Below are 22665 nucleotides of genomic sequence, written 5' to 3'. Positions count from 1 at the left end.
GGCCAGACCGGCCGCGCCGCCTCCTGAAAAAAAGCCTGACCCCGTTCCCGAATCCGTGCCTGCCAAGCCGGCAAGCGCCGAGGCTGCCCAGGCCTGCTTGCTGCTGACCGGCCTGAAGGAAGACGAGGCGGCTCGCCTGGCCGCCCAGGCCAGCGCGGCCAATCTGGCGGTCAGCCAACGCAGCGAGGGGGGCTGGTGGGTGTTCCTGCCACCGCAGGCCGACAAGAAGGGCGCCGAGAAGAAAGCGGGCGAACTGCAGCGGCTCGGGGTGGCGGAATTCTTTGTCGTCAATGAAGGCCCCCAGAAATATGCCATCTCCCTGGGCATTTTTTCCCGTGAAGAGGCTGCCCAGCGGCGTCTGGAGCAGTTGCGGGGGCAGGGGGTGCGCAGTGCCCGGGTGGGGCAGCGCAGTCTCGAAGGTGCCCGGCGGTTGCTGGAGCTGAAGGGCAGCGACAGCGATCTGGCCGCTTTGCGCAAGGCGCTGCCGGCCGGTAGTGTGGTCAGGGATTGTCCGTGAGTTTCGTGGTTGGCCTGACCGGCGGCATCGGCAGCGGCAAGAGCACGGTGGCGGATGCCTTCGTGCGCCTGGGAGCGGGGCTGGTCGATACGGATCGGCTCGCCCGCCAGCTCACGGGGCCCGGAGGGGAAGCCATGCCGGCCATCGTGGCCCGCTTTGGCACGGGCATCCTGGCCGCCGATGGCAGCCTCGACCGGGCCGCCATGCGCCGGCGGGTGTTTGCCGATCCCGAGGCGCGCCGCCGCCTGGAGGCGATCTTGCACCCCAAGATCCAAAAACTGGCCGAGGCAGGCATCGCGGCCCTCGCCACGCCTTACGTCCTGCTCGCCATTCCCTTGCTGGTGGAAACCGGCGGAAAATCCCATCGCCTCGACCGCATCCTCGTCGTCGATTGCCCTGAAGCCCTGCAACGGGAGCGGGTCATGGCGCGCAACGGGCTATCGGGTGAGGAAGTGGACGCGATCATGGCGGCCCAGGCCAGCCGTGCGGCACGCCTGGCGCTGGCGGACGACGTGCTCGACAACAGCGGCCGGCCTGAGGATCTCCTGGAGCCCGTGGCGGAACTGCACCGGCGCTATCAGCTCATGGCCCGTTGCAAGGCCGGCGCCTGAATATTTTATTTTCCTTAAAGGATTAGGTTGAGATTTGCACCTAACTGATTCAGAATATTAAAAATTCCATTTCATGGCGGCGGCGTGATCACCTACGAATATCCCTTCAATGAGCGCATACGCACCCTGTTGCGCCTGGAGGACCTCTTCGAAAAGGTCGCTTATTTCACCCGGATGGACGGTCCGGCGGAGAACCATGTCGCCCTCGTGACCCTGTTTGAAATCCTGGAAGTGGCGGGGCGCGCCGACCTGAAGATGGACATGATCCAGGAGCTTGAACGGCAGCGGCAAACGCTGCTCGGCTTTCGCAACAATCCCGACATTTCCGAGGCGGCCCTGTCCGGCGCCCTCTATGAGATCGAGCAGGCCTCCGCCGCCCTCCTGGCCCTGAGCGGCAAGTTCGGCCAGACCCTGCGCGACAACGACTGGCTGATGGGCATCAAGAGCCGGGTGGCCATCCCCGGCGGGGTGTGCGAATTCGATCTGCCTTCCTACCATTACTGGCTGCACCAGTCGGCCCAGTTCCGCAGCCATGCCCTGGCTTCCTGGACCCGCTCCATGTTGCCCGTGCGCGATGCGCTGATCATCATCCTGCGCCTGTTGCGCTCCAGTGGCCGGCGTGAAAGCCTGACCGCGGCGCATGGACAGTTCCAGCGCATGCTGGGAGGAACCGCAGCCCAGATGGTGCGCATTTCCTTGGCGGAAGGGGAACATGCCGTGCCCGAAGTCAGCGCCAACCGTTACGTCCTCAACATCCGCTTCACCCTTCCCCCGGAAATGGAAATCAAGGCCAAGGCCTGCGACCGGGATGTTCCCTTTGATCTGACCTTCTGCAACCTGTGAGCCAGACTCCCTATCGTCAGGTGCCCTGCCCTCAGTGCGGCACCCTGTCCGAATGGCGCCCCGAGAACAAATGGCGCCCCTTTTGTTCCGAACGCTGCAAGCTGATCGACCTGGGCAGCTGGGCGGATGAATCCTACAAGGTACCCGTTCAGGAACCGGATCAGGGCAGCATTGATTCCACCGACCAGAACGGCTGAGGCCATGGCGCGGTTGCCGTGCCGCGGTTACCTTGCTTTCACCAGCCGCGCAACATGGCGATGCCGTGGGCGCCGTGCGCCTGGGCTGTTGCGAGCCGATCTTGTGTCTGCCCGCCGAGGGCGAATACCGGCAAGGCGCTCTCTTGTACCCGCTGGGCGAATCCCGCCCAGCCCAGTATGGCGCCGCCGGGGTGGCTGGCCGTGGGCAGCACCGGCCCGAGCAGGGCGTAATCGAGTCCCAGGGCTTCGGCCTGCGCGAGTTCTGCCGCGTCATGGCAGGAGGCGCCGACCCACTCGAAATCCGGCCGGGTCGTGCGGGCCTTGAGCCCGGCACTGCTGAGGTGCAATCCAGCAGCACCGATACGGCGGGCCAGGGTTTCATCTTCGCTGACCAGCACCAGGGCCTGGCGGGGGCGGGCCAGATGCATCAGGGCCTCGGCGAACCACAGGCGTTCGGCCGGGGGAAGCTCCCGGTCGCGTAGCTGGATCAGCCGCAAGCCTTGGTTCAGGGCTTGCTCCAGACGCTGCAATTCCTGCTCCACCCCCCGGGTCGCGGCCTGGCTGATGATCATCTGGCAGGGCAGGGAGAGCGCCTTCAGGATGGGGGCGTTGGCAGGCAGCAGGGGCGCCACCCGGTTCGGGCCGCCCAGAGGCTGCCAGGCCACGGCGCTGTGTTCGAGCGGGGCGCTGATGCCGATTTCACCCTCCCAGCCGGTGACCCGCCAGAAGTGGATCTGCACATGGGCATGGGGATAGACGAAGTGCCGCTGCAGCCAGGGGCTGGCCTTTGTCACGGTGATGCCCAGTTCTTCCTCGAGTTCCCGCACCAGGGCCTGGCGCACGGTCTCGCCCGCTTCCACCTTGCCGCCGGGGAATTCCCAGTAGCCTGCATAGACCTTGCCTTCCGGGCGGCAGGCCAGCATGAATTCCTGGCCGTCCCGGCTCAGCATCACGGCGGCCGCCACCTGAGTGATGGGAACCTCGGGCGTACTCATTTTTTTTCGGCCGCCCGGCCGGCGTAGTCGCGGGCAAACTGCCAGGCCACCCGGCCACTGCGGGAGCCCCGGGCAAGTGCCCAGTTGAGCGCCTCGCCGCGCGCGGCGGCGATCTCCTGCCGGGAAAAGCCGAAGGACTGCATCCAGTGGGCGACGATCTCGAGGTAGCCATCCTGGTCGAAGGGGTAGAAGGAAATCCAGAGGCCAAAGCGCTCGGAAAGGGAGATCTTCTCCTCGATCGCCTCGCCCGGGTGGATTTCCCCGTCCTCCCGGGTGGTTTCCAGGTTTTCCGAGAAAAATTCAGGCATCAGGTGGCGCCGGTTCGAGGTAGCGTAGATCAGCACGTTCTCCGGCGGCGCGGCGATGGAACCGTCGAGCACGGATTTGAGGGCCTTGTAGGCATGCTCGCCGGCCTCGAAGGAGAGATCGTCGCAAAAGAGGATGAATTTTTCCGGCCGGCCGGCGATGCGGTCCACGATTTCGGGCAGATCCGTGAGCTCGTCCTTGTCCACCTCGATCAGGCGCAGCCCCTGGGGAAAGAATTCATTGAGCAGAGCCTTGACCAGGGAAGACTTGCCCGAGCCGCGGCTGCCCGTGAGCAGCACGTTGTTGGCGGGTTTTCCTGCCACGAACTGGCGGGTGTTGGCGGTAATGCGTTGTTTCTGGTCGTCGATGCCGGTCAGGTCGGCCAGGCGGATCGGATGGACCTGCCGCACCGGCAGCAACTGGCCCCGTCCCGCCGGGCCTTTGAGGCGGCGCCAGCGGCAGGCAAACACCAGGGACCAGTCCGGTTCCTGCTGCGGGGCCGGCAGCAGGGCTTCAAAACGGGTCAGGACCGATTCGGCCCGGGCCAGCAGATTTTCCAGTGGGGAGGAGGTGGGCATGGCAGAGGGTATACTTGTCGGAAAGTTCTGAATCTAGCCAAAACCATGCAAAAAAGCCAATCCCTCTTCTGGTTCCCCATCCGTCACCTGTCCCGGCTTGCCCCGCTGCTGCTGGTTCTGCTCACTGCCTGTAACGCGCATCTCTCCTGGGAAAAGGCGGCGGAGGCCGGGCCTGCAGCGCTCAGCCAGGAAAAACCGCCTGGCCAGGAAAAACCGGTGGCGCCCCAGGCCTGCCCGGTTTGCCCCGTCTGTCCTCCCGCCCCGGTCTGCCCGGCGGTGACCGCCCCGGTGGTGGAATTGCCGCCCCGGCTGGAAGCGGCGACCTGGGCCGATCTGCCGGATTGGCAAAAAGACAATGTGGCGGCCAGCTGGGGCGCCTTCCAGGAATCCTGCCGGGGGCTCTCCCGCCGGGCCGGTGGGGCGGCCTGGGCCCGGGTCTGTGAGCTGGCGCGCGCGGTGGATGGCCAGGAGGGTGAGGCCGTCCGCCGTTTCTATGAAACCTATTTCACCCCTTACGCGGTGGTGGAGGGCGATGGCCGCAGCGAAGGCATGATCACCGGCTATTACGAACCTCTGATCCTGGGCAGCAGGACCAAGGATGCCCGCAATGCCACCCCGGTGCTGGGCGTTCCCGCGGACATGCTCAGCATCGAGCTGGGCGATGTCTATCCCGAGCTCAAGCATCGCCGCCTGCGCGGCCGGCTGGAGGGCAACAAGGTGCTGCCCTACTGGAGCCGGACCGAGATCGAGGCGCGCCGCACCGGCCAGTGGCCGGGCAAGATCCTCCTTTGGGTGCAAGACCCGGTGGAATTCTTCTTCCTCCAGATCCAGGGCTCGGGCCGGGTGCAACTGCCCGATGGCAGCCGGGTGCGCCTGGGCTATGCCGACCAGAACGGCCACCCCTATCAGTCCATCGGCCGGCTGCTGGTGGAGCGGGGCGAGCTAAAGCTGGAGGAGGCTTCGATGCAGGGCATCCAGGCCTGGGCCCGGGCCCATCCGGACCAGTTGCAGGCTCTGCTCAACCAGAATCCGAGCTATGTCTTCTTCCGGGAGCTGCCCAATACCGAGGGCGGCCCGATCGGCGCCCTGGGGGTGCCGCTCACCCCGGAACGCAGCATAGCCGTCGACCCGCGCTACATTCCCCTGGGGGCGCCCGTCTGGCTCGCCACCACCCGGCCCAACAGCAGCGAGCCCTTGAACCGGCTGATGCTCGCCCAGGATACCGGCGGAGCCATCAAGGGCGGGGTGCGGGCCGATGTTTTCTGGGGCTTTGGCAAGGAAGCCGGCGAACTGGCTGGACGGATGAAGCAAAAGGGGCGGATGTGGGTGCTGCTGCCCCCCGAGGCGGCCCCCAGGTGAGACAGGTGAGACAGGTGAGACAGGAGCCCCACAATCGAGACAGGAGCCCAATCGGTGCGCGCCGCACCGCATTGGCCATGATTTACCGTCGCCACCCTTGCCTATTTCGTGCAGCTGGTTTTTCCTGCTCCCGGACCTACCTCCGGATCACCTTTTCGTCTCGTCCTGTCGTCGAAACAGAATCCCCTCGCGCCATGGGGATCGCAGCCGCAGCGCCGCCTAGTTGCGAGTCGAATGTGCAGATCCAGCTGAACATTTTCGGTCTTGACTCCGGGGGCGCTTGGGTCGCCGTTGGGCCATGAGGATTTGTTAGTGCGGAATTTCGGCGCAGGGTTAGGCTGATCGAGCCTTGTCCAGAGTGTGAACATCGATTGAAACGACCACAATGAGTTGCAGCCCATGCGTGCCCCCTTCAATGACCGGCTTTGGAAATTCCAGCAAACGGTGCTGTTCGCCCGTCTGATTGCCCTTCTCGCGCTCTTCGCCGTGGGCGCCATCACCGAGCTGGGGCTCGGCCTGCAACGCCAGGAACTGGACGCCAGTACCCGGCTTGACGCCATCGCCTATGGCAGCGGCCTGCGCGCCCGGGTGGATCGGGAGCTCAATACCATCATTTACCTCTCCAGCGGGCTTTCCGCCTATCTGGCGGTCCGCCACGACAGCCTGGACCGGGCTGAAATCCAGTCCATCCTCGGCGAATTGCACAAGAATTCCGGCCTGATCCGCAACCTCGGCATCGCCGTTGGCGAAATCCTGACTTACGTCTACCCCCTGAAGGGCAACGAAAAAGCCATTGGCATCAACTACCGGCAGCATCCCGGACAATGGCCGGTGGTGGAAAAAGTCATCAACTCGCGCAAGGGCGCCCTGGCCGGCCCCATCGATCTGGTGCAAGGCGGCAGCGGTTTCATCTATCGCGCGCCGGTTCTCGTCAAGGGCGAATACTGGGGCTTGCTGTCTACGGTCATCGACACCGACCTGCTGTTTCGGGCCGCGTTTCGCGACATGACCGACAAGCGCTTCGAGTTTGCGATCCGCGACGGCTCGGCCGGGGGACCCGGCGGCCGGGTACTTCATGGCCGTGCCGGGCTGTTCGACGACCCGGCCTGCCTCCAGCTCGCCGCCGAAGTTCCCAACGGCACCTGGATCTACGGTGTACTTCCGGTCCGTTCCGGCAGCAGCAACCTGCTGTGGATACTCCGGTTCCTGGGCTGGACGGTGGCCGTCCTGGTCAGCATCGCCACCTTCATGTTCCTTCGTCACCGTGTCGAGATGGCGCAACTCGCCCTCGCCGACAGCCTCACCGGCTTGCCCAACCGCCGCCTGTTCGACGACCGCATCCACCTCGCCCTGGAGCGCGTCAAGCGGACACCCGGAGGCCGCCTGGGCGTGCTGTTCATCGACCTGGATGGTTTCAAGGACATCAACGACACCTATGGCCACCGCATGGGCGACCATCTGCTCCAGGTGCTTGCCGGCCGCCTGCTGCGTGCCATCCGGGCCAGCGACACCCTGGCCCGCTGGGGCGGCGATGAATTTGTATTGCTGGTGGAAGAGGGCAGCGACGAACCGCTCGCGCAATTGGTGACTCGCTTGCGCCAGGCGGTGGAAGAGCCCGTCTACGTCGGCGACCTGACGCTGGCCGTCGGCGCTTCCATCGGCCTGTCGCACTTTCCGGAAGACGGCGAAACCGTCCATCAGCTGATAACCGCCGCCGACCAGAACATGTACGCCGACAAGTCGGTGCGCAAGGCCGGGCAGCCCCCCGTGGCAGCACGGTAGACCGCGCGGCGGGGGGAGTGTCACCGTATCGGGGTGGCGGCGAGTAACGGTAGCCCGAGGCTGGCGCGGCGGGGCGAGCGTCACCGTATCGAGATCGGAAAATGGCTTCAGAACGGCTTCGATCAGTCCCGTGCCGCGGCGCCGGAGTGGGCCTGCGGGAGTTTTGCAGGGGCGGTCTGAGGGGTGGGCTGAGGGGCGAGGGGCGATGGCAGGGATTCAGTCGCGGGCCAGTTCGCCACCCACCACTCCTCCCAGAACGGCGCCGATTGCCGTGGTGGCAAGGCGGCCGTTGCCCTGGCCGAAGCGGCTGCCGATGACGCCGCCCGCCACGGCTCCCAGGATCTGGCCGGTGCCGGTGCTCATGCCGTCCTGGTGACGGGAGTAGCCGGGATGATGCTGTCGGCGCCGGGTTTGGTAGACATCAGCGTAACCATCAGCGTAACCATCAGGGCGGTCGAGATAGACCGTCACGGGTTCCCGGTAGACGACCATCGGTTCCCGATAGACGACCCGGGGGGCGCGGTAGACCGGGCGCTCCACGACGATGTATTCGACCTGCCGGCCATGATGATGGCGCCGGGGCTGGACGCGATGGCTATCGTAGTGGCTATCGTAGTGGCTATCGTAGCGCTCCTCTTGCCAGTAGCCACCGGCAAGGGCGGCGCTGCTGATGCAAGCAGTGAGGATGAGGGGAAGGGTGTGCAGCAGTTTCATGGTCGGTCCATCCTGTTTCATGAGGTGATGAGTCCTGATGAGCTTTTAACGCACCACTCGTCGTTCGAGCTTACCGCAGCCAAAAAAATCCCCGCCATGTCGGTAGCGGGGATTGAATCTCGAAAGGGGGGGATCGAGAGAAGGGGGTAACACAACGGTTTGCACTTTACGCCCGGCGCCCCCTTCTGTCTGTCGGCCTTCCTTGCCGGTTTGTAACGAAGTGTTGTCGGGGGGATTCAGGCAATGGGCAGGGCGGTCTCGTCCACCACCCGGCGCAGCACGAAGCTGGAATGGACGCCGGTGACGCCGGGAATGCGGGTGATGCGGTTGAGCAAGAGTTCCTGGTAGCCATCCATGTCGCGCACCACGGCCTTCAACTGGTAGTCCGCGTCCTGGCCGGTGATGAGCAGGCATTCGATGATTTCCGGGATGCCCTGGATTTCCTTCTCGAAATTCTCGAAGCGTTCGGGGGTGTGGCGATCCATGGAAATGTGGATCAGGGCCATCAGGCTGAGTCCCAGCTTGCGGGCATCGAGAAGAGCCCGGTAGCCGCGGATCAGCCCGGCTTCTTCCAGGGCCTTGACGCGGCGCAGGCAGGGCGAGGGGGAAAGGCCGATGCGCTCGGCGAGGTCCTGGTTGCTGATGCGGCCATCTTCCTGCAGGAGCTGGAGGATCTGGCGGTCGTAGCGGTCGAGTTTCATGGCGTGCTGGGGTGTGATGGGGTGTGATGGGGCGCGGCTTGCGGAGATTCCAGGTTTTGTGGGTTTTTCGCAATTTTATTGCGCAAACGACGCTATTGTCGATGCAATACGCAAGAAAATGCCCCTCTTTTTTCCTTACCATGCTCTTCATCGCAACGTTTTCCGGGAGACCGCCATGAAGTCCATGCCTGCCGCCAGCAAATACGCCCCCTTTCCGCCGGTACCCCTTGAGGATCGCCGGTGGCCCAGCCGCAGCATCACCCAGGCGCCGATCTGGATGAGCACCGATCTGCGCGATGGCAACCAGTCCCTCTTCGAGCCGATGGACAAGGAAAAGAAGATGCGCATGTTCGAGATGCTCTGCGCCATCGGCTTCAAGGAAATCGAGGTGGCCTTTCCTGCCGCCTCCCAGACCGACTTCGACTTCGTGCGGGCACTCATCGAAGGCGAGCATATTCCCGAGGATGTGACCATCGAGGTGCTCACCCAGGCCCGGGAGCATTTGATCCGGCGCAGCTTCGAGGCCATCCGCGGCGCCCGCCGGGCCATCGTGCATGTGTATAACGCCACCTCCGAACCCTTTCGCAAGCAGGTGTTCGGCATGAGTAAGGCAGAGGTGGTGGACATGGCGGTAGAAGCGGTGCGCCTCATCCGCGACCTGGCCGAGGCCATGCCGGAGACCGAGGTGGTGCTCCAGTACAGCCCCGAGACCTTCAGCGCCACCGAGCTCGATTTCGCCCTGGAAGTGTGCGATGCCGTCACGGCGGCCTGGGGCGCCACGCCGGAGCGCCGGGTGATCCTCAATCTCCCCGCCACGGTGGAGATGGCCACACCCAATGTGTATGCAGACCAGATCGAATGGATGCACCGGCACCTCGCCCGGCGCGAGAGCATCCTCCTCAGCCTGCATCCCCACAACGACCGGGGCACCGCCGTCGCGGCCGCCGAACTCGGCCTCATGGCCGGGGCCGACCGGGTGGAGGGCTGCCTGTTCGGTCACGGCGAGCGCACCGGCAATGTTGATCTCGTCACCCTCGCCCTCAATCTCTACACCCAGGGGATCGAGCCCGGCCTTGATTTTTCCGACATCAACGCCGTGGCCCGCACGGTCGAGGATTGCACCCAGTTGCCCATCCACCCGCGCCACCCTTACGTCGGGGATCTCGTGTTTACGGCCTTCTCCGGCTCCCACCAGGATGCCATCAAGAAGGGGTTTGCGGCGCAAAAGGCCGCCGGCGATCAAGGGGAAATGCCCTGGAAAGTGCCCTACCTTCCCATCGATCCGGCCGATGTCGGGCGCAACTACGACTCGTTGATCCGGGTAAACAGTCAGTCGGGCAAGGGGGGCATCGCCTACCTGCTCGAATCCGGCTACGGGGTGGTGATGCCGCGCCGCCTGCAGGTCGAGTTTTCCGCGGTCGTGCAGCGCCATACCGATAGCCACGGCGGGGAAATGAGCGCCGCCGACCTCTGGGCCCTCTTTTCCCGCACCTATCTCGAGACGGAGGCGCCGCTGCGCTACCGCGAGCATCAGCTCTTTACCGAGGGGCAAAGGCAGGGCATCCGTCTGGCGGTCGACATCGAAGGGCGGCCGCATCTGCTCCGCGGCGAGGGCAACGGCCCCATCGACGCGGCGGTACATGCCCTGCAGGGGGCGGGCTTCCAGGTCCAGGTGCGCAGTTTCGAGGAGCGGGCCATGGGGCCCAGCGGCGCCGCGGGCGAGGCCCGGGCCTGCGCCTTCATGGAGGTGGCCGGGGCCGGCGGCGAGTGTTACGGCGTGGGCATGGACGGCAACATCGTCACTGCCTCGCTCAAGGCCCTGATCAGCGGCATCAACCACGGCATCGATCGGAGCATCGATCGCGGCATGGCGGGCCCGGCCGGGGCTGAACCCCGGCCGGCGGCGGCATGAGGCCTGGTCGTAGGAGGCCTGGTCGCAGGAATCCTGGCCGTAGGATGCCTGGCCGTAGGAATCCTGGCCCGTAGGAATCCTGGCCCGTAGGAATCCTGGCCCGTAGCTGAGCGGCTGACCGTGCCCATCACCCGGAGGGGTCATGGGCACGGTTTTCTGGATCTGCTTTGGCCATTTTCATGCGCCGATCGCCGGGGCATCATCGAGCGGTTTGGCAGGTCCGGCATCCAGGCCTTATCCTTGGCAGCTTCCCGAATCTGGTTGGCATCATGCGTATTCTCGAATACGACGCCCTCAACACCCAGCGCGTCAGCAAAACCTATCGCAAAGTGGTCGACGCCCTTGCCAAGGGCGACTTTGCTGCTGCCCAGGTCAAGAAACTCGCCAATCTCAGTCATGGCAAGTTCTACCGCGCCCGCCTGGACGATGCCAACCGCCTGCTATTTACGTTGGTGCGCCATCAGGACGAAGTCTGCGCCCTGATGCTGGAAGTGATCGAAAACCACGATTACGACAAATCCCGCTTCCTGCGCGGCGCCCATGTCGACGAAAAGCTGATCGTCGATGTCAGCCTCGGTGCTGCGCAGGCCGAGGCCCAGCCGATGCGCTATCTGCACCCCGAGCATGGCACGGTGCATCTGCTCGACAAGCCGATTTCCTTTGATGACGCGCAAGAGGCCATCTACCGCACCCCGCCGCCCTTGATCATCATTGGCAGCGCCGGCAGCGGCAAGACGGCGCTGACTCTGGAAAAACTCAAGCACGCCGAGGGCGAGGTGCTTTATGTCACCCATTCCGCCTTCCTGGCCCAGAGCGCGCGCGATCTGTATTACGCCCATGGCTTTGACCATCCGGGGCAGGAGGCCGTCTTTCTCTCCTACCGCGAATTTGTCGAATCCATCCAGGTGCCGGCCGGGCGCGAAATCAACTGGCGCGAATTTTCCGGCTGGTTCGAGCGTCTGCGCCAGCGTTTCAAAGGCATCGATGCGCACCCGGCGTTCGAGGAAATTCGCGGCGTCATCACGGCAGCGGCCAGCGGCGTGCATACGCGCGAATCCTATCGTCAGCTGGGCGTGCGCCAGAGCATCTTTGCCGAAGCCCAGCGCGATGCCCTGTATGATCTGTTCGAAAAATACCGCGCCTGGCTGCAGGAAAACGGCCGCTACGACCTCAATCTCGTCGCCCAGTCATATCTGGCGCGGGCCGCGCCGCGCTATGACTTCGTCGTCATCGATGAGGTGCAGGACATCACCCCGGTGCAACTGGCGCTGGTGCTGAAAACCCTGAAAAAGCCCGGCCATTTCCTGCTTTGCGGCGATTCCAACCAGATCGTGCACCCCAATTTCTTCTCCTGGGCCCAGGTGAAATCGCTGTTCTGGCAGGATGCGCAGCTTGCCGAGCAACAGTCCTTGCGCGTGCTCTCGGCCAACTTTCGCAATGGTCAGGAAGCCACGCGCATCGCCAACCGGCTGTTGAAGATCAAGCATCAGCGCTTTGGCTCCATCGACCGTGAAAGCAATTATCTGGTCGAAGCCGTCGGCGGCGAGGCCGGCCAGGTCAGCCTGCTGGCCGACAAGGAAGCCATCAAAAAGTCGCTCGACCAGCAGATCCGCCAATCGACCCAGTTTGCCGTGCTGGTCATGCGCGACGAAGACAAGGCCGAGGCGCGCCAGCACTTCGCCACGCCGCTGCTCTTTTCCATCCACGAAGCCAAGGGCCTGGAATACGAAAACATCGTCCTCTATCGTTTCGTTTCCGACCATCGCAGCGAATTCAGCGACATTGCCGACGGTGTCGAGGCTGCGGCGCTGGAACAAAATGATCTGGAATACCGCCGGGCGCGTGACAAGCAGGACAAATCGCTGGAAATCTACAAGTTCTACGTCAATGCCCTGTATGTGGCGCTGACCCGGGCGATCAAGAATATCTATCTGATCGAAAGCGACACCCGCCACCCGATCTTTGACCTTTTGACGCTGTCGACCGCAGAGCAGATCAAGGTGGAAGCCAGGCAGTCGTCGATTGAAGACTGGCAGAAGGAAGCGCGCAAACTCGAACTGCAAGGCAAGCAGGAGCAGGCCGACGCCATTCGTCAGAACATCCTCAAGGAAACGCCGGTGCCCTGGCCGGTCTTTGACGAAGCGAAGACGCGTGAATTGCTGGTGCAGGTGTTCCGCGAGCGCAAACCGGGTAGCAAGCAACAGCAGCAACTGCTCGAAATCGCCTGCTGTCACGATCTACCCAGCCTTGCCCAGAGCCTGCATCGCTACGAGGCCTTTGCCCCGGCGCAAAACTTCAGCAAGCAGCGGGCAACGCTGGGGCGCCGCTCTTACCAGAATTATCACAACCGCCACTTCAACGACATCCTGCGCCAATGCGACAAGCACGGCATCGAGCATCGCCTGCCGATGAACATGACCCCGCTCATGGCCGCGGCGGCGGCCGGCAACGTGGCCTTGGTGGAAGCCCTGCTCGAACGCGGCGCCAATCGCGAGAGCACCGATCACTTTGGCCTCAATGCCCTGCACTGGGCCCTGGGTTCGGCTCTGCGCGACGAAACCTTCGCCAGGAAATCCATCGGCCCGCTCTACGAGCGGCTCGCCCCATCCTGCATCGACGTCAATAACGGCGAGCGCCTGGTGCGCATCGACAAGCATCAGTCGGAATACTTCCTGATGCAAAGCTGCTGGATGCTGTTCAAACATGTCTTCACCTGCAACACCCGGTACCCCGGCCTGTTCGACGCCGCCACGCTGGAAGCCTACTGGGCCACGTTGCCGACCAGCATCGTCTCTGCCGCCCGGCGTAAGCGCAGCGCCATCAGCCAGGTGCTGTCGCGCAACGAGGTGGACCGTGATTACGCCTACAACCGCGGCCTGTTCAAGCGCCTGACCCGGGGGGGCTATCAGTTCAATCCGCGACTCCTGGTGCGGCGCGTCCAAGGCGATGACGCCGGCTGGCAACCGGTGCTCGATGTGCTGAACATTGCTCTGGTCAATGAGTTTTCCAGCATGCAAGCCCAGTTCGAACTGGACGGGCTGTACGAACTGGGCGGACGCCCCCAGCGCGGCACCCCGCTCATTTACGAGCGCGTGCTGGCCGAAAATGAAGCCCGACTCCGCGCCGCCGCCGCCGCCGCCGCCGCCGCCACCACCGCCACCGCCGCCAGAACACGCTGAATCGCCGGACGGGAGGCCAGGCAGAAGCGGGGCGTAGCGCGAGGCGCAGGCCGGATAAGCCCGGCGCCCCCATGGCTGGGCAAGGCGGCCCCGGCCTGTGGAATCGAACGTATCCGCCGTCAGGCGCCATGCCCGGAACGAGGGCTCATCCCGAACCCGGTTCTTCCCTTGCGGGGCGGCGGGCGCCCTACTTGATGCTGTTCAGCTTCTGTTCGATGCGGGCCATGGGGATGGCACCGCCGACCCGCTCGCCGTCGGCAAAAAAGAGGGTGGGGGTGCCGGTGATGCGCAGTTTCTGGCCGAATTCCTGGTTGTTGATGATGGCGGTGGTGTCGCAATCCTCCTTGCCCGCGGGGACCTTGCCCTTGAGCATCCAGTCGTTCCAGGCCTTGGCCTGGTCGGCGGCGCACCAGATCTGGCGGGATTTCTTGATGGAATCCTCGGACAGGATGGGGTAGAGGAAGGTGTAGAGGGTGATGTTGTCCAGCTTGGCCAGATCCTTGGCCAGACGCTTGCAGTAGCCGCAGTTGGGGTCCTCGAAGGTGACCAGGACCCGCTTGCCATTGCCCTTCACCTGCTTGATGGCCTGATTCAGGGGCAGGTCGGAGAACTTGATGGCGTTCAGCTTCTTCATCCGTTCTTCGGTGACGCTGGTCATGGTCTTGGCGTCAATCAGGTTGCCGGCCAGGATGGCGCTGACCTTCTCGTCCGTGTAGAGGATCTGGCCGTCGAAATAGACTTCATAGAGCCCCAGGTAACCGGCCTTGGTGACGCTCGTGACCGGGGCGCCGAGCTTGGCCTCGATGGCTTTCTTGACGTTGGCCTCCTGGGCCAGGGCGGGTAAGGCCAGGCCGGCGGCCAGGACCAGGGGAAGTAATGGCTTGAACATTGAAGCTCCTTGGGGTGATGGGGGCAAGGCCGGGCCTGTGGCGTGTATGTCTCAGGCTTGTATGTCTCAGGCTTGTATGTCTCAGGCTTGTATGTCTCAGGCTCAGAAGGCGCCCAGGGCGTAGCGCACCAGCTGGCTTTTGAGGGGGGCGAGCCTGTCGGTCAGGGACAGGCCGAGGTTTCTCAGCGGGGCAAGGCCGGGGAGATTGGCCCGGAACAGGCGGCGCAGGGCATCGGTCGTGCCCTGCATGAGGCGGGTTTCCTCTTGGCGTGCCCGCTGGTAGCGCTGCAAGAAGCGTTCCTCGCCGATGTCCTGCCAGGGCTGGGCGCCGGCGAGCAGCCCGGCGAGCACCTTGGCATCCTGAAAGCCGAGGTTGATGCCGTGGCCGGACAGGGGGTGGATGCCGTGGGCCGCATCGCCGAGCAGGGCGAGCCGGGGCGCCACCGTGCGGGGCACCCGGATGAGGCGCAGGGCAAAGGCGGCGGCAGGGGTGAGGGTTTCTAGGCGGCCCAGCATCTCGCCCCCGGCCGCGGCCACCCGCTCGGCCAGGGCGGCGGGGGGGAGGGCGCACAGCTCGTCCGCCTGGGCATCCGGGGTGGACCAGACGATCGACATGCGCCGGCCGGGCAGGGGCAGGTAGGCAAGCACGCCGTCGGCGCGAAACCACTGGTAGGCAATGCCCCGGTGCGGTTTCTCCGTGGCGAAATTGGCGACCACCCCCTTTTCCTCATAAGGGGTGATGTGCGCTTCCAGGCCGGCCTGGCGGCGCACCCAGGAATCCCGGCCGTCGGCCCCGGCCAGCAGGCGGGCAGAGAGGACGGCACCCTCCTCCAGGGTGAGCACGGCGGCATCGTGGCGAAATTCCAGGCGGGCCGGACGGGCCGGGCAGAAACGGGTGACATTGGCCTGGCGCTTGACGCTTTCCCAGAGCTCACGGGCCATCAGCGAGGATTCCAGGATCCAGCCCAGTTCGGCCACGCCGGTTTCATAGGCGCTGAAAGCGAGCCTGCCGCCTTGGTCGCCAAACACTTCCATGGCCCGGATCGGGGCCATGCGCTCCCGGTCCAGGTGCTCCCAGGCGCCGATGCGTTGCAGGTATTCCGCATTGGCGGGGCTGATGGCGTAGATGCGCGCATCCCAGCCCTCGGGAGGCTGGGGGGCACAGGTTTCCACCAGAGCGATTCTGAGGCGGCTTTCGCGCAAGGCGACGGCGAGGCTGGCACCGGCCAGACCGCCGCCGACGATGATCAGGTCAAATTGCTGCATGGCGCGGGATTGTGCTCCCAGGGGCGGCAAAGGGCAAGGCGCGGAGCGGGCTCGAAGTCATTTCCCGGGGTTGGCCCTGGCGTGCCATTCCTGCCCCTGCCCGGCGGGACCAGGGCATGGGCGGCATCATGGAGGAGCGGATGGCCTGATTCCTGCGCTCAAGCCGTCTGAGGGCGGGGGTTGATGCTCAAGATCGAGGCTCAGGATCGAGGGCAGGAACAGTTCGGTGACCAGCACTCCCTTGGCCTGGCGACCAAAAAGGGAACGGCGCGCCCAGAGTCGGGCGGGCAGGGGGGCGAGCGCGGTTTGGGCCCGCTGAAACAGGGGGTGGCGCCGGTCAAGCCGCAGGAATTCCAGCGGGCCCCGGGCAATGCCCGGGTCAGAGAACAGCAGGCTGCCCAGGGAACGCTCCCCCAGGGCGGAAAAGCGCAGATCGAAGGGATGGCGGGGCTGGCGTGCCATGACGGTATGGGCAAAGATGGCAGGGCTGCCGTCGGTGAGCAGCAGCACTTCCCGTACCCAGGCGAGGCGGCCGGGGCGGAGGTGCAGGCAGGCGGCTTCCTCGGGGCCCAGGGCTTCCAGGCGCTGGCTCAGGCAGCGCACTTCAAAATGCAGGCAACAGGCCCTGAGCCGGGCGGTGAGGGAATCCCGTGCCGTGAGCCAGGTGCGCATGGCCGGCCGGCCCGCAAGGTTGTGCCGCCATTGCCTGTGCGGCAAACCCGTCATCGGGCGGCGGGAGCGCGCTGCAGCCCACCGATGCCCATGCCGGGCTTGATGCCCTTGGCGGCAAACCAGCCCTGGTTCATCTCCAGGGCAAAGCGGGCCGGGGCATCGGCGCAGTGGTTGTTCTCGGTCTGGGGCTGCATGTCGCGGATGTTGAGGATCCTGCCCTCCTCGTCCAGGAAGGCCACGGAGAGCGGCAGCACGGTGTTTTTCATCCACATGCAGTGGCGCTGGGCCTGGGGGAAGATAAACAGCATGCCCTGGTTGGGGCCCAGGTTGCGGCGTTGCATCAGGCCCTGCATCCGGTCGGCCTGGGTGGCGGCGACCTCGGCTTCGATGCGGTGGAAGCCGGCGGTCAGCTCCATGCGCGGCATCTGGGCCAGGGCGGCGGCGCTGCTGGCAAGGCCGAGCAGCAAGGTGGCAAGGCGTAGTATTTTCATGGGCGGGAATTCTCTTTGAAACCACATCGCAAAGGCGGACAGACGAAAATTGTCGCAAAAAGTTGTTGCCACCCCGGGCTCGAAGCGCAGCTTTCTTCCCTGGGTGGGGGAGGCGGGCTACCCTTGATTACCTTGGGCGACCCTGGCGCCGAGGCGGTGAAACTGTTTTTTCCAGGATTTTTTTCCGGAATTATAAGGGCTCGGAATCATGAGGGGGAAAGGGCAGCAGGTCCTGGGGCTGGCCCCTGAGCTCGCGCCACTCCCCCGGTGCCAGTCCGGCGAGGGTGTAGGGGCCGATGGCGGCGCGGATCAGGCGCAGGGTGGGAAAACCCACGGCGGCGGTCATGCGCCGCACCTGGCGGTTACGGCCTTCGCGGATGGCAAGTTCGATCCAGGTGGTGGGAATGGCCTGGCGAAAACGCACCGGCGGCTGGCGTTCCCACAGTCCGGGCGGGGGGTCGAGGTGCCGGGCCCGGGCCGGACGGCTGGGGCCATCCTTGAGTGGCACGCCCTGGCGCAGGGCTTTTAGGGCCGCTTCATCCGGCACGCCTTCGACCTGCACCCAGTAGGTTTTTTCCAGTTTGAACCTGGGGTCGGCAATGCGGGCCTGGAGCTTGCCGTTGTCGGTGAGCAGCAGCAAGCCTTCGCTATCTGCATCCAGCCGGCCCGCCACATACACGCCGGGGATGTGGATGAAATCCTCGAGCCCCTGCCAGCGGCCTTCCGGGGTGAACTGGCTCAACACCCCGTAGGGCTTGTTGAAGCAGATCAGCCGGGACGGTCCGGTGCCGATGTCGTCCGCAGCCGGACGGGGCGGTGTTTTACGGGCCGGGCGGGGTGAGCGGGCAAAATTCATGGCGGCGAGGATAGCATTTCTGGCGCAGCGTCCCCGGCGGCGAGGGGGTAAAATGCTCCTTTTTCGGCCCGCCTCGACCTTGGAAAAACGCACCCGCACCCACCTGCTCCTGGGCCTGGCCCTGGCATCCCTGCTGGGCCTGGGCCTGTGGCTGGGGCCGCAGCGGCTGCCGTCCCGGGACCAGACCCTGCCGGTCTCGACCTGCGACCTGAACCGGGGAGCCTGCAGCGTCCGTCTGCCCGGCAAGGGAGTGTTACAGGTTGAAATCGCCCCCCGCCCGATCCCCGTCCTGAAACCCCTGCAGATCCAGGCCCGGCTGGGCGGACTCGCGGCGACCGGCGTGCAGGTGGATTTTTCCGGCGTGGAGATGGATATGGGGTTCAACCAGATCCGCCTGAAACCGACCGCGCCGGGCCAGTTCGCCGGCCAGGGCAATCTGCCCATCTGCGTGACCGGGGCCATGAACTGGCAGGTCTCGTTTCTGATCGAGGCGCCGGGCGGCACCCTCGCCGTCCCTTTCCGTTTCACTACTGGCAACTGATTCCCGGAGATTCCCATGCGCAAATTTCTGCTTGGCCTGTTGTGTGCCCTGCCCCTGCTGGCTCATGCCTATACCGGCCCGGAACTGCAGGAGGATTGTCTGGCCGCGGAAATCCTGCTCACCGGGCAAAAAAGCACGGACATCTTCCATTCCGTCAAAAGCAGCCGTTGTCTCAATTATCTGGATGGTTTTCTTGATGGCTACGACATCGCCGACCGCCTGGCCGAAAAGGTGGGGGTGCGCATCGATGCGTTCTGCCCGCCCCGGGAGATCGAAGCGCGGGTGCGCCTGGTGCGGGCCGTGCTGGCCTACCTGGACCGGCAGCCGCCGTTTCCCGCCAACAGCACGGTGCCCGCCGCCCATGTAGTGGCGGGGGCCTTCAGCAAGGCCTTCAGCTGCAAGGAATAGGCGGCAAGGAACAGGCGGCAAGGAACAGGCGGCAAGGAACAGGCGGCCGCCCGGGCAGGGGGTGGGCAGGGGTCGGGCCTTTTGCCGCGCCGCAAAATCCCGTAGAATCCGCCCCCTCATTGGGGAGTAGCCGCCACGCCTCGCGCCGTGGGCCTGCATCAACAGACTTGCCGCCGCACCGCCGGGGGCATGGTGCAGGCGGTTCCGACTTGGCAAGACCTTCTTGGCAAGACCTTCTTGGCAAGACCTTTGATCGCGCACCTTTGCTGGGCCGGGGAGTGGCGTGGTCATGGGTATTTTTCCCGGCCCGGAGCACTCAAGACCATGGACGCCTTCCTCATCGCCACCGGTATCGTGGCCCTCGCCGAAATCGGCGACAAGACTCAGCTACTGTCCTTCCTGCTTGCCGCGCGCTACAAAAAGCCCTGGCCCATCATCGTCGGCATCCTCGTGGCCACCCTGGCCAATCATGCCCTGGCCGGCGCCGTGGGGAGCTGGCTCACCCACCTGATGGGCCCCGATACCTTGCGCTGGGTGCTGGGCATTTCCTTCATCCTCATGGCCGGCTGGATGCTGGTTCCCGACAAGCTGGACGATGAAACGTCCAGCGTCTCGCCCCGCTTCGGCGTTTTCTGGACCACCCTGATTGCCTTCTTTCTGGCTGAAATGGGCGACAAGACCCAGGTCGCGACCGTGGCCCTGGCCGCCCGGTACGCCAGTCTTTTTGCGGTGGTGGCGGGGACGACGTTCGGGATGATGATCGCCAATGTCCCCGCCGTGCTGATTGGTGACCGGATGGCGGCGAAAATGCCGGTGAAGCTGGTGCATGGCATTGCCGCCCTGATCTTCGCCGTGCTGGGGGGCTATGTGCTGTTCAGCGAGCAGTTGCCGGCCCTGGCCGGTTGAGCTGATCAACCTGCCCCTTCCTGGCGCTGCACCGCCAGGCGCTTCATGCCGCGCAGCACCCAGTGTCTTGAACCCAGAGTCTTGAACCCAGTGGCATCGAACGCATCGAGTGCGAATTCGAGCGGTGTTCCCGGGCTGCTGCCCTCTTTCCTGGCACCGCTTTTTGCCGGCGCCTCGTTGCCGCGCTTCTGGCAGAATGCGACGCGAAAGGGCGGCGCGGCAAACTCCATCCCGGCTTGCCAGCATGGCATCGACCGCCGCAAACTGCCCTCGCGGCTGCACGGAGTTACAGAAAAACAGAAAAAAAGTTGCACTACCGCAGTGCATGGCAGCATCCTGTCACCGTACCCTTCATGCTCTCTTTTTTTGAGGACCCTCATCATGCAAGACGAAACAGACAACACCCTGAACGTTGCCAACGACATTGCGGCGCTCGAAGCCGAGGTGTGTAGCGCCGTCGAACGCGGGCACGATGTGCAGGAGACTGTGCGGCAGCTCACCTTGCGCAAGATCGGTACGCACTCGTTCGATATCGAATCCCTGCGGCAGATCATGGGTGCCGTGCTGAACGGCGCGCGGGCCGGTGTGCAAAAGGAACTGCAGCACTCCGCGGCACAAACCGACCGCGCCCGGGCACAGATCAAACAGGCTGTCGCCGGGCTGGACGCGGCGTTGGCGCAGCTGGCCGAAGCCTCCAGACTGGCGCTGGAAGAAGCGGCGTCCCGGGCGCAGACCTTTTCCAGGGAAGACCTCTCGCGCGCGCGCTCCGACCTGGAAAGCCTGGAAGCGATGTTGCTCGAAACCCTGCAAGCCTCGGCCTCGGGCGTCAAGGATGTCGCACACGAAATTTTCAGCGACATCGTGACGCATATCCGCATTCATGGTTCTGCGGTGGGCCGGCAACTGAAAGAAACTGTGCCCGTCATCGTGCAACAGCTCGAAGCCGCAGGCCGCACCCAGGTCGCGACCGGACTGCACCTGGCGCAGGCCACTTCCGACCTGCTGCGTCAAATCGCAGCTGGCGTGCTCACTGGCGTGGCCGCTCGCATCAGGCCTGGCCATACCAAAGACAAGGGCGACTGATGCTGTGGCAGGCCGTGACGGCCGTGCGTGACCTCGGCCGCCTGCACGACATCGCCTCGATCCTGATCCGCTACGGCTTCGGCGACATGGTGCGCCGGATGGGGCTGGCGAACCTGCTGGAGCGGACCGGGCGGGCGCTGCACTGGAACGAAGCGCAGGAACTGGCGCAGCTTGAACCGCCGGCGCGGGTGCGCCGGGCGATGGAAGAATTGGGGCCGACTTTCGTCAAGCTCGGCCAGATGCTGGCCACCCGCATCGATCTGTTCGAACCGGAATGGATCACCGAATTCGGCAAGCTGCAGGACAGCACGCCCGCCGCGCCCTGGGCCGACGTCCATCAGCAGCTGTGTGAAGACCTGGGCGCGCCGCCCGAGGCGGTGTTCACCGCCTTCGATTTCGAGCCGCTGGCCGCGGCCTCCATCGCCCAGGTATACCGCGCCCGTCTCGAAGACGGCAGTGCGGTGGTGGTCAAGGTCCGCCGGCCCGGCATCCGGCCGGTCATCGAGGCCGACTTGCGCTGGCTCGCCAGGCTGGCGGAGCTCATCGAAAAAGAAAATCCGGATCTGCGCAGTTTCCACCCGCAGGAAGTGGTGCGTCAGTTCACCCAGTCGCTGCGCCGCGAACTCGATTTCGCCGGTGAATGCCGCAATGCCGAGCGCATTGCCGAGAATTTTTCCGGCTATACCGACCAGGACGAGCCCGCCGGCGACGTGACCGCCGAAGTCAGGCCGGAACCGCATCCGGCGCTCCCGATCATCGTCATTCCCCGCGTCTATTGGCAGTGGACCGGCGAGCGGGTGTGCGTGCAGGAATTCATCGATGGCATTTCCGGGCGCAAGCTGGCGGAAGTCGATCAGGCCGGGCTCGACCGCAAGGTCCTGGCTCGGCGCGGCGCGCATGCGGTCCTGAAGATGATCGTCGAGGACGGTTTTTTTCATGCCGACCCGCACCCCGGCAATGTGTTCTACCTGCCCGGCAACCGCATTGCCTTCATCGACTTCGGCATGGTCGGGCGGCTCACCGAGGAGCGGCGCGACCAGTTGATGCGCCTGCTGCTGGGCTTGGTCAAGCAGGAACCGCGCCGCGTCGCCGACGTGATGCTCGACTGGACCGGCGACAGCGCCCGGGATGAAGACAGCCTGGTGCTGGAAATCCAGACCTTCGTGGAGCAGTACCATGGCGTCGCGCTCAAGCAGCTCCGGCTTGGCGCCATGCTCGCCGATCTGGTGGCCATCTTGCGGCAGCACCAGCTGGCCTTGCCGCCCGATCTGAGTCTCTTGATCAAGGCCTTCATCTCGCTCGAAGGCATGGGCCGCGAGCTCGACCCCGACTTCGACATGGCCAGCGAAGCCATGCCTTTGCTGGAACAGGCGCTGCGTGCGCGTCATTCTCCCAAGGCCCTTCTCCAGCGTGGCTGGCGCGGGGTCGGCGAGGCGCTGTCGCTGGCGGCCGGTCTGCCCCAGGATGTCTCCCGGCTGCTGCGCGCGGCGCGGCGCGGGCGGCTGGAAATCCACATCGAAGTGGCGCACTTGCAGCGCGTCGGCAATCAGATCGACAGCGCCGCCAACCGGCTGGTGCTCGGCATCGTCATTGCGGCGCTCATCATCGGCTCGTCCATCGTCATGACCGTGCCCGGCGGCCCCACCTTGCTGGGGCTGCCCTTTTTTGGCCTGCTCGGCTTTACCAGTGCCGCCTTCGGCAGTCTCTGGCTGCTGCTGTCGATCTGGCGCAGTGGGGGCAAGGAATGAACGGACCGCAGGCCCTGGGCGTAGACCCGCTCATCGCACTGGCGCTGGCGCTCGCCTTCACCCTGCTGGCGGCCCTGGCATGGCGGGTGCGGGTGCGGTGCGGCAGCCGGG

At 64.9% G+C, this 22665-nt stretch carries 23 protein-coding genes and 1 riboswitch; of the genes, 13 read left to right on the top strand and 10 right to left on the bottom strand.

Going from position 1 to position 22665, the window contains the following annotated elements; genetic code table 11:
* From WBH99_RS03110 to WBH99_RS03095, 4 genes are all read left to right on the top strand, one after another.
* Positions 1-517 (top strand): SPOR domain-containing protein (locus tag WBH99_RS03110; RefSeq protein WP_424218650.1); only part of this gene is annotated, 517 nt, incomplete at its 5' end.
* Positions 514-1128, top strand: a complete 615-nt coding sequence (gene coaE / locus WBH99_RS03105) for a dephospho-CoA kinase (protein ID WP_424218649.1) — start codon at positions 514-516, stop codon at positions 1126-1128. The genes WBH99_RS03110 and coaE, both read left to right, overlap by 4 nt.
* A gap of 84 nt (positions 1129-1212) precedes the next feature.
* Positions 1213-1971, top strand: a complete 759-nt coding sequence (gene zapD / locus WBH99_RS03100) for a cell division protein ZapD (RefSeq protein WP_424218648.1) — start codon at positions 1213-1215, stop codon at positions 1969-1971.
* On the top strand, positions 1968-2168 hold the full coding sequence (locus WBH99_RS03095; protein WP_424218647.1) for a DNA gyrase inhibitor YacG: 201 nt from the start codon (positions 1968-1970) through the stop codon (positions 2166-2168). Before zapD ends, WBH99_RS03095 begins: the two co-directional genes overlap by 4 nt.
* A 38-nt stretch (positions 2169-2206) precedes the next feature.
* On the opposite strand, the gene WBH99_RS03090 is transcribed toward WBH99_RS03095, so the two are convergent.
* Both WBH99_RS03090 and WBH99_RS03085 read right to left on the bottom strand, forming a co-directional pair.
* Positions 2207-3163 (bottom strand): Nudix family hydrolase, encoded by a 957-nt coding sequence (locus tag WBH99_RS03090; protein WP_424218646.1) that lies wholly within the window; start codon positions 3161-3163, stop codon positions 2207-2209.
* Entirely contained in the window at positions 3160-4047 is an 888-nt protein-coding gene (locus WBH99_RS03085) for an ATP-binding protein (RefSeq protein ID WP_424218645.1), read from the bottom strand. The genes WBH99_RS03090 and WBH99_RS03085 overlap by 4 nt, the downstream gene beginning before the upstream one ends.
* Before the next feature lie 45 nt (positions 4048-4092).
* On the opposite strand from WBH99_RS03085, the gene WBH99_RS03080 reads away from it, so the two are divergent.
* Together WBH99_RS03080 and WBH99_RS03075 are read left to right on the top strand one after the other, a co-directional pair.
* The gene (locus WBH99_RS03080) at positions 4093-5406 is read left to right on the top strand and encodes a murein transglycosylase A (protein ID WP_424218644.1); all 1314 of its coding nucleotides are present in this window, start codon (positions 4093-4095) and stop codon (positions 5404-5406) included.
* 399 nt (positions 5407-5805) lie between these two features.
* Entirely contained in the window at positions 5806-7188 is a 1383-nt protein-coding gene (locus WBH99_RS03075; RefSeq protein WP_424218643.1) for a diguanylate cyclase domain-containing protein, read from the top strand.
* 216 nt (positions 7189-7404) lie between these two features.
* On the opposite strand, the gene WBH99_RS03070 is transcribed toward WBH99_RS03075, so the two are convergent.
* Positions 7405-7902, bottom strand: coding sequence for a glycine zipper 2TM domain-containing protein (locus tag WBH99_RS03070; RefSeq protein ID WP_424218642.1), 498 nt, complete (start codon positions 7900-7902; stop codon positions 7405-7407).
* A gap of 236 nt (positions 7903-8138) precedes the next feature.
* Positions 8139-8603, bottom strand: a complete 465-nt coding sequence (locus WBH99_RS03065; RefSeq protein WP_424218641.1) for an Lrp/AsnC family transcriptional regulator — start codon at positions 8601-8603, stop codon at positions 8139-8141.
* A 175-nt stretch (positions 8604-8778) separates the two neighbouring features.
* Between WBH99_RS03065 and leuA the strand changes: the two genes are divergently transcribed.
* Together leuA and WBH99_RS03055 are read left to right on the top strand one after the other, a co-directional pair.
* Entirely contained in the window at positions 8779-10515 is a 1737-nt protein-coding gene (leuA, locus tag WBH99_RS03060) for a 2-isopropylmalate synthase (protein ID WP_424218640.1), read from the top strand.
* A 269-nt stretch (positions 10516-10784) separates the two neighbouring features.
* Positions 10785-13694 (top strand): UvrD-helicase domain-containing protein, encoded by a 2910-nt coding sequence (locus tag WBH99_RS03055; RefSeq protein ID WP_424218639.1) that lies wholly within the window; start codon positions 10785-10787, stop codon positions 13692-13694.
* Between the two features lie 187 nt (positions 13695-13881).
* Here the strand turns inward: WBH99_RS03055 and WBH99_RS03050 are convergent, their stop codons facing one another.
* The 5 genes from WBH99_RS03050 to WBH99_RS03030 all read right to left on the bottom strand — a co-directional run bounded on the left by WBH99_RS03050 (position 13882) and on the right by WBH99_RS03030 (position 17868).
* Entirely contained in the window at positions 13882-14583 is a 702-nt protein-coding gene (locus tag WBH99_RS03050; RefSeq protein ID WP_424218638.1) for a DsbC family protein, read from the bottom strand.
* A gap of 102 nt (positions 14584-14685) precedes the next feature.
* Positions 14686-15849: a UbiH/UbiF family hydroxylase gene (locus WBH99_RS03045; RefSeq protein ID WP_424218637.1), complete on the bottom strand. Its 1164-nt coding sequence runs from the start codon at positions 15847-15849 to the stop codon at positions 14686-14688.
* A 126-nt stretch (positions 15850-15975) separates the two neighbouring features.
* The gene (locus WBH99_RS03040) at positions 15976-16521 is read right to left on the bottom strand and encodes a chorismate--pyruvate lyase family protein (RefSeq protein WP_424218636.1); all 546 of its coding nucleotides are present in this window, start codon (positions 16519-16521) and stop codon (positions 15976-15978) included.
* 50 nt (positions 16522-16571) lie between these two features.
* Positions 16572-17012 (bottom strand): DUF192 domain-containing protein, encoded by a 441-nt coding sequence (locus WBH99_RS03035; protein ID WP_424218635.1) that lies wholly within the window; start codon positions 17010-17012, stop codon positions 16572-16574.
* 190 nt (positions 17013-17202) lie between these two features.
* Entirely contained in the window at positions 17203-17868 is a 666-nt protein-coding gene (locus WBH99_RS03030) for a pseudouridine synthase (RefSeq protein WP_424218634.1), read from the bottom strand.
* A gap of 52 nt (positions 17869-17920) precedes the next feature.
* Here WBH99_RS03030 and WBH99_RS03025 point away from each other — a divergent pair, with 52 nt between their 5' ends.
* From WBH99_RS03025 to WBH99_RS03015, 3 genes are all read left to right on the top strand, one after another.
* Positions 17921-18409, top strand: a complete 489-nt coding sequence (locus WBH99_RS03025; protein WP_424218633.1) for a hypothetical protein — start codon at positions 17921-17923, stop codon at positions 18407-18409.
* Positions 18410-18424: 15 nt separating this feature from the next.
* Complete coding sequence (locus WBH99_RS03020) at positions 18425-18817, top strand: Rap1a/Tai family immunity protein (protein ID WP_424218632.1); 393 nt, start codon at positions 18425-18427, stop codon at positions 18815-18817.
* Between the two features lie 109 nt (positions 18818-18926).
* Positions 18927-19135: riboswitch (yybP-ykoY riboswitch) on the top strand.
* 6 nt (positions 19136-19141) lie between these two features.
* Positions 19142-19723: a TMEM165/GDT1 family protein gene (locus tag WBH99_RS03015; protein ID WP_424218631.1), complete on the top strand. Its 582-nt coding sequence runs from the start codon at positions 19142-19144 to the stop codon at positions 19721-19723.
* Between the two features lie 5 nt (positions 19724-19728).
* Here the strand turns inward: WBH99_RS03015 and WBH99_RS03010 are convergent, their stop codons facing one another.
* The gene (locus WBH99_RS03010; protein ID WP_424218630.1) at positions 19729-19974 is read right to left on the bottom strand and encodes a hypothetical protein; all 246 of its coding nucleotides are present in this window, start codon (positions 19972-19974) and stop codon (positions 19729-19731) included.
* A gap of 130 nt (positions 19975-20104) precedes the next feature.
* Between WBH99_RS03010 and WBH99_RS03005 the strand changes: the two genes are divergently transcribed.
* Positions 20105-20806, top strand: a complete 702-nt coding sequence (locus WBH99_RS03005) for a DUF6781 family protein (protein WP_424218629.1) — start codon at positions 20105-20107, stop codon at positions 20804-20806.
* Positions 20806-22554 (top strand): ABC1 kinase family protein, encoded by a 1749-nt coding sequence (locus WBH99_RS03000; RefSeq protein ID WP_424218628.1) that lies wholly within the window; start codon positions 20806-20808, stop codon positions 22552-22554. The genes WBH99_RS03005 and WBH99_RS03000 overlap by 1 nt, the downstream gene beginning before the upstream one ends.
* Positions 22555-22665: the final 111 nt, after the last annotated feature.

This window comes from Azovibrio sp. (assembly GCF_049658005.1).
GTDB lineage: Bacteria > Pseudomonadota > Gammaproteobacteria > Burkholderiales > Rhodocyclaceae > Azovibrio.
Note: the sequence above shows the minus strand (reverse complement) of the source record. Positions and strands in the feature narration are given on the sequence as shown.

Bases quoted from the DNA above. Each gene is read 5' to 3' on its own strand.
- WBH99_RS03005 (WP_424218629.1), top strand. From the start codon at position 20,105: ATGCAAGACGAAACAGACAACACCCTGAACGTTGCCAACGACATTGCG.
- WBH99_RS03000 (WP_424218628.1), top strand. From the start codon at position 20,806: ATGCTGTGGCAGGCCGTGACGGCCGTGCGTGACCTCGGCCGCCTGCAC.
- leuA (WP_424218640.1), top strand. From the start codon at position 8,779: ATGAAGTCCATGCCTGCCGCCAGCAAATACGCCCCCTTTCCGCCGGTA.
- WBH99_RS03065 (WP_424218641.1), bottom strand. From the start codon at position 8,603: ATGAAACTCGACCGCTACGACCGCCAGATCCTCCAGCTCCTGCAGGAA.
- WBH99_RS03035 (WP_424218635.1), bottom strand. From the start codon at position 17,012: ATGAAAATACTACGCCTTGCCACCTTGCTGCTCGGCCTTGCCAGCAGC.
- WBH99_RS03085 (WP_424218645.1), bottom strand. From the start codon at position 4,047: ATGCCCACCTCCTCCCCACTGGAAAATCTGCTGGCCCGGGCCGAATCG.
- WBH99_RS03045 (WP_424218637.1), bottom strand. From the start codon at position 15,849: ATGCAGCAATTTGACCTGATCATCGTCGGCGGCGGTCTGGCCGGTGCC.
- WBH99_RS03010 (WP_424218630.1), bottom strand. From the start codon at position 19,974: ATGCCATGCTGGCAAGCCGGGATGGAGTTTGCCGCGCCGCCCTTTCGC.
- WBH99_RS03015 (WP_424218631.1), top strand. From the start codon at position 19,142: ATGGACGCCTTCCTCATCGCCACCGGTATCGTGGCCCTCGCCGAAATC.
- WBH99_RS03090 (WP_424218646.1), bottom strand. From the start codon at position 3,163: ATGAGTACGCCCGAGGTTCCCATCACTCAGGTGGCGGCCGCCGTGATG.
- WBH99_RS03075 (WP_424218643.1), top strand. From the start codon at position 5,806: ATGCGTGCCCCCTTCAATGACCGGCTTTGGAAATTCCAGCAAACGGTG.
- WBH99_RS03040 (WP_424218636.1), bottom strand. From the start codon at position 16,521: ATGCGCACCTGGCTCACGGCACGGGATTCCCTCACCGCCCGGCTCAGG.
- WBH99_RS03025 (WP_424218633.1), top strand. From the start codon at position 17,921: ATGCTCCTTTTTCGGCCCGCCTCGACCTTGGAAAAACGCACCCGCACC.
- WBH99_RS03020 (WP_424218632.1), top strand. From the start codon at position 18,425: ATGCGCAAATTTCTGCTTGGCCTGTTGTGTGCCCTGCCCCTGCTGGCT.
- WBH99_RS03050 (WP_424218638.1), bottom strand. From the start codon at position 14,583: ATGTTCAAGCCATTACTTCCCCTGGTCCTGGCCGCCGGCCTGGCCTTA.
- WBH99_RS03080 (WP_424218644.1), top strand. From the start codon at position 4,093: ATGCAAAAAAGCCAATCCCTCTTCTGGTTCCCCATCCGTCACCTGTCC.
- WBH99_RS03030 (WP_424218634.1), bottom strand. From the start codon at position 17,868: ATGAATTTTGCCCGCTCACCCCGCCCGGCCCGTAAAACACCGCCCCGT.
- WBH99_RS03055 (WP_424218639.1), top strand. From the start codon at position 10,785: ATGCGTATTCTCGAATACGACGCCCTCAACACCCAGCGCGTCAGCAAA.
- WBH99_RS03070 (WP_424218642.1), bottom strand. From the start codon at position 7,902: ATGAAACTGCTGCACACCCTTCCCCTCATCCTCACTGCTTGCATCAGC.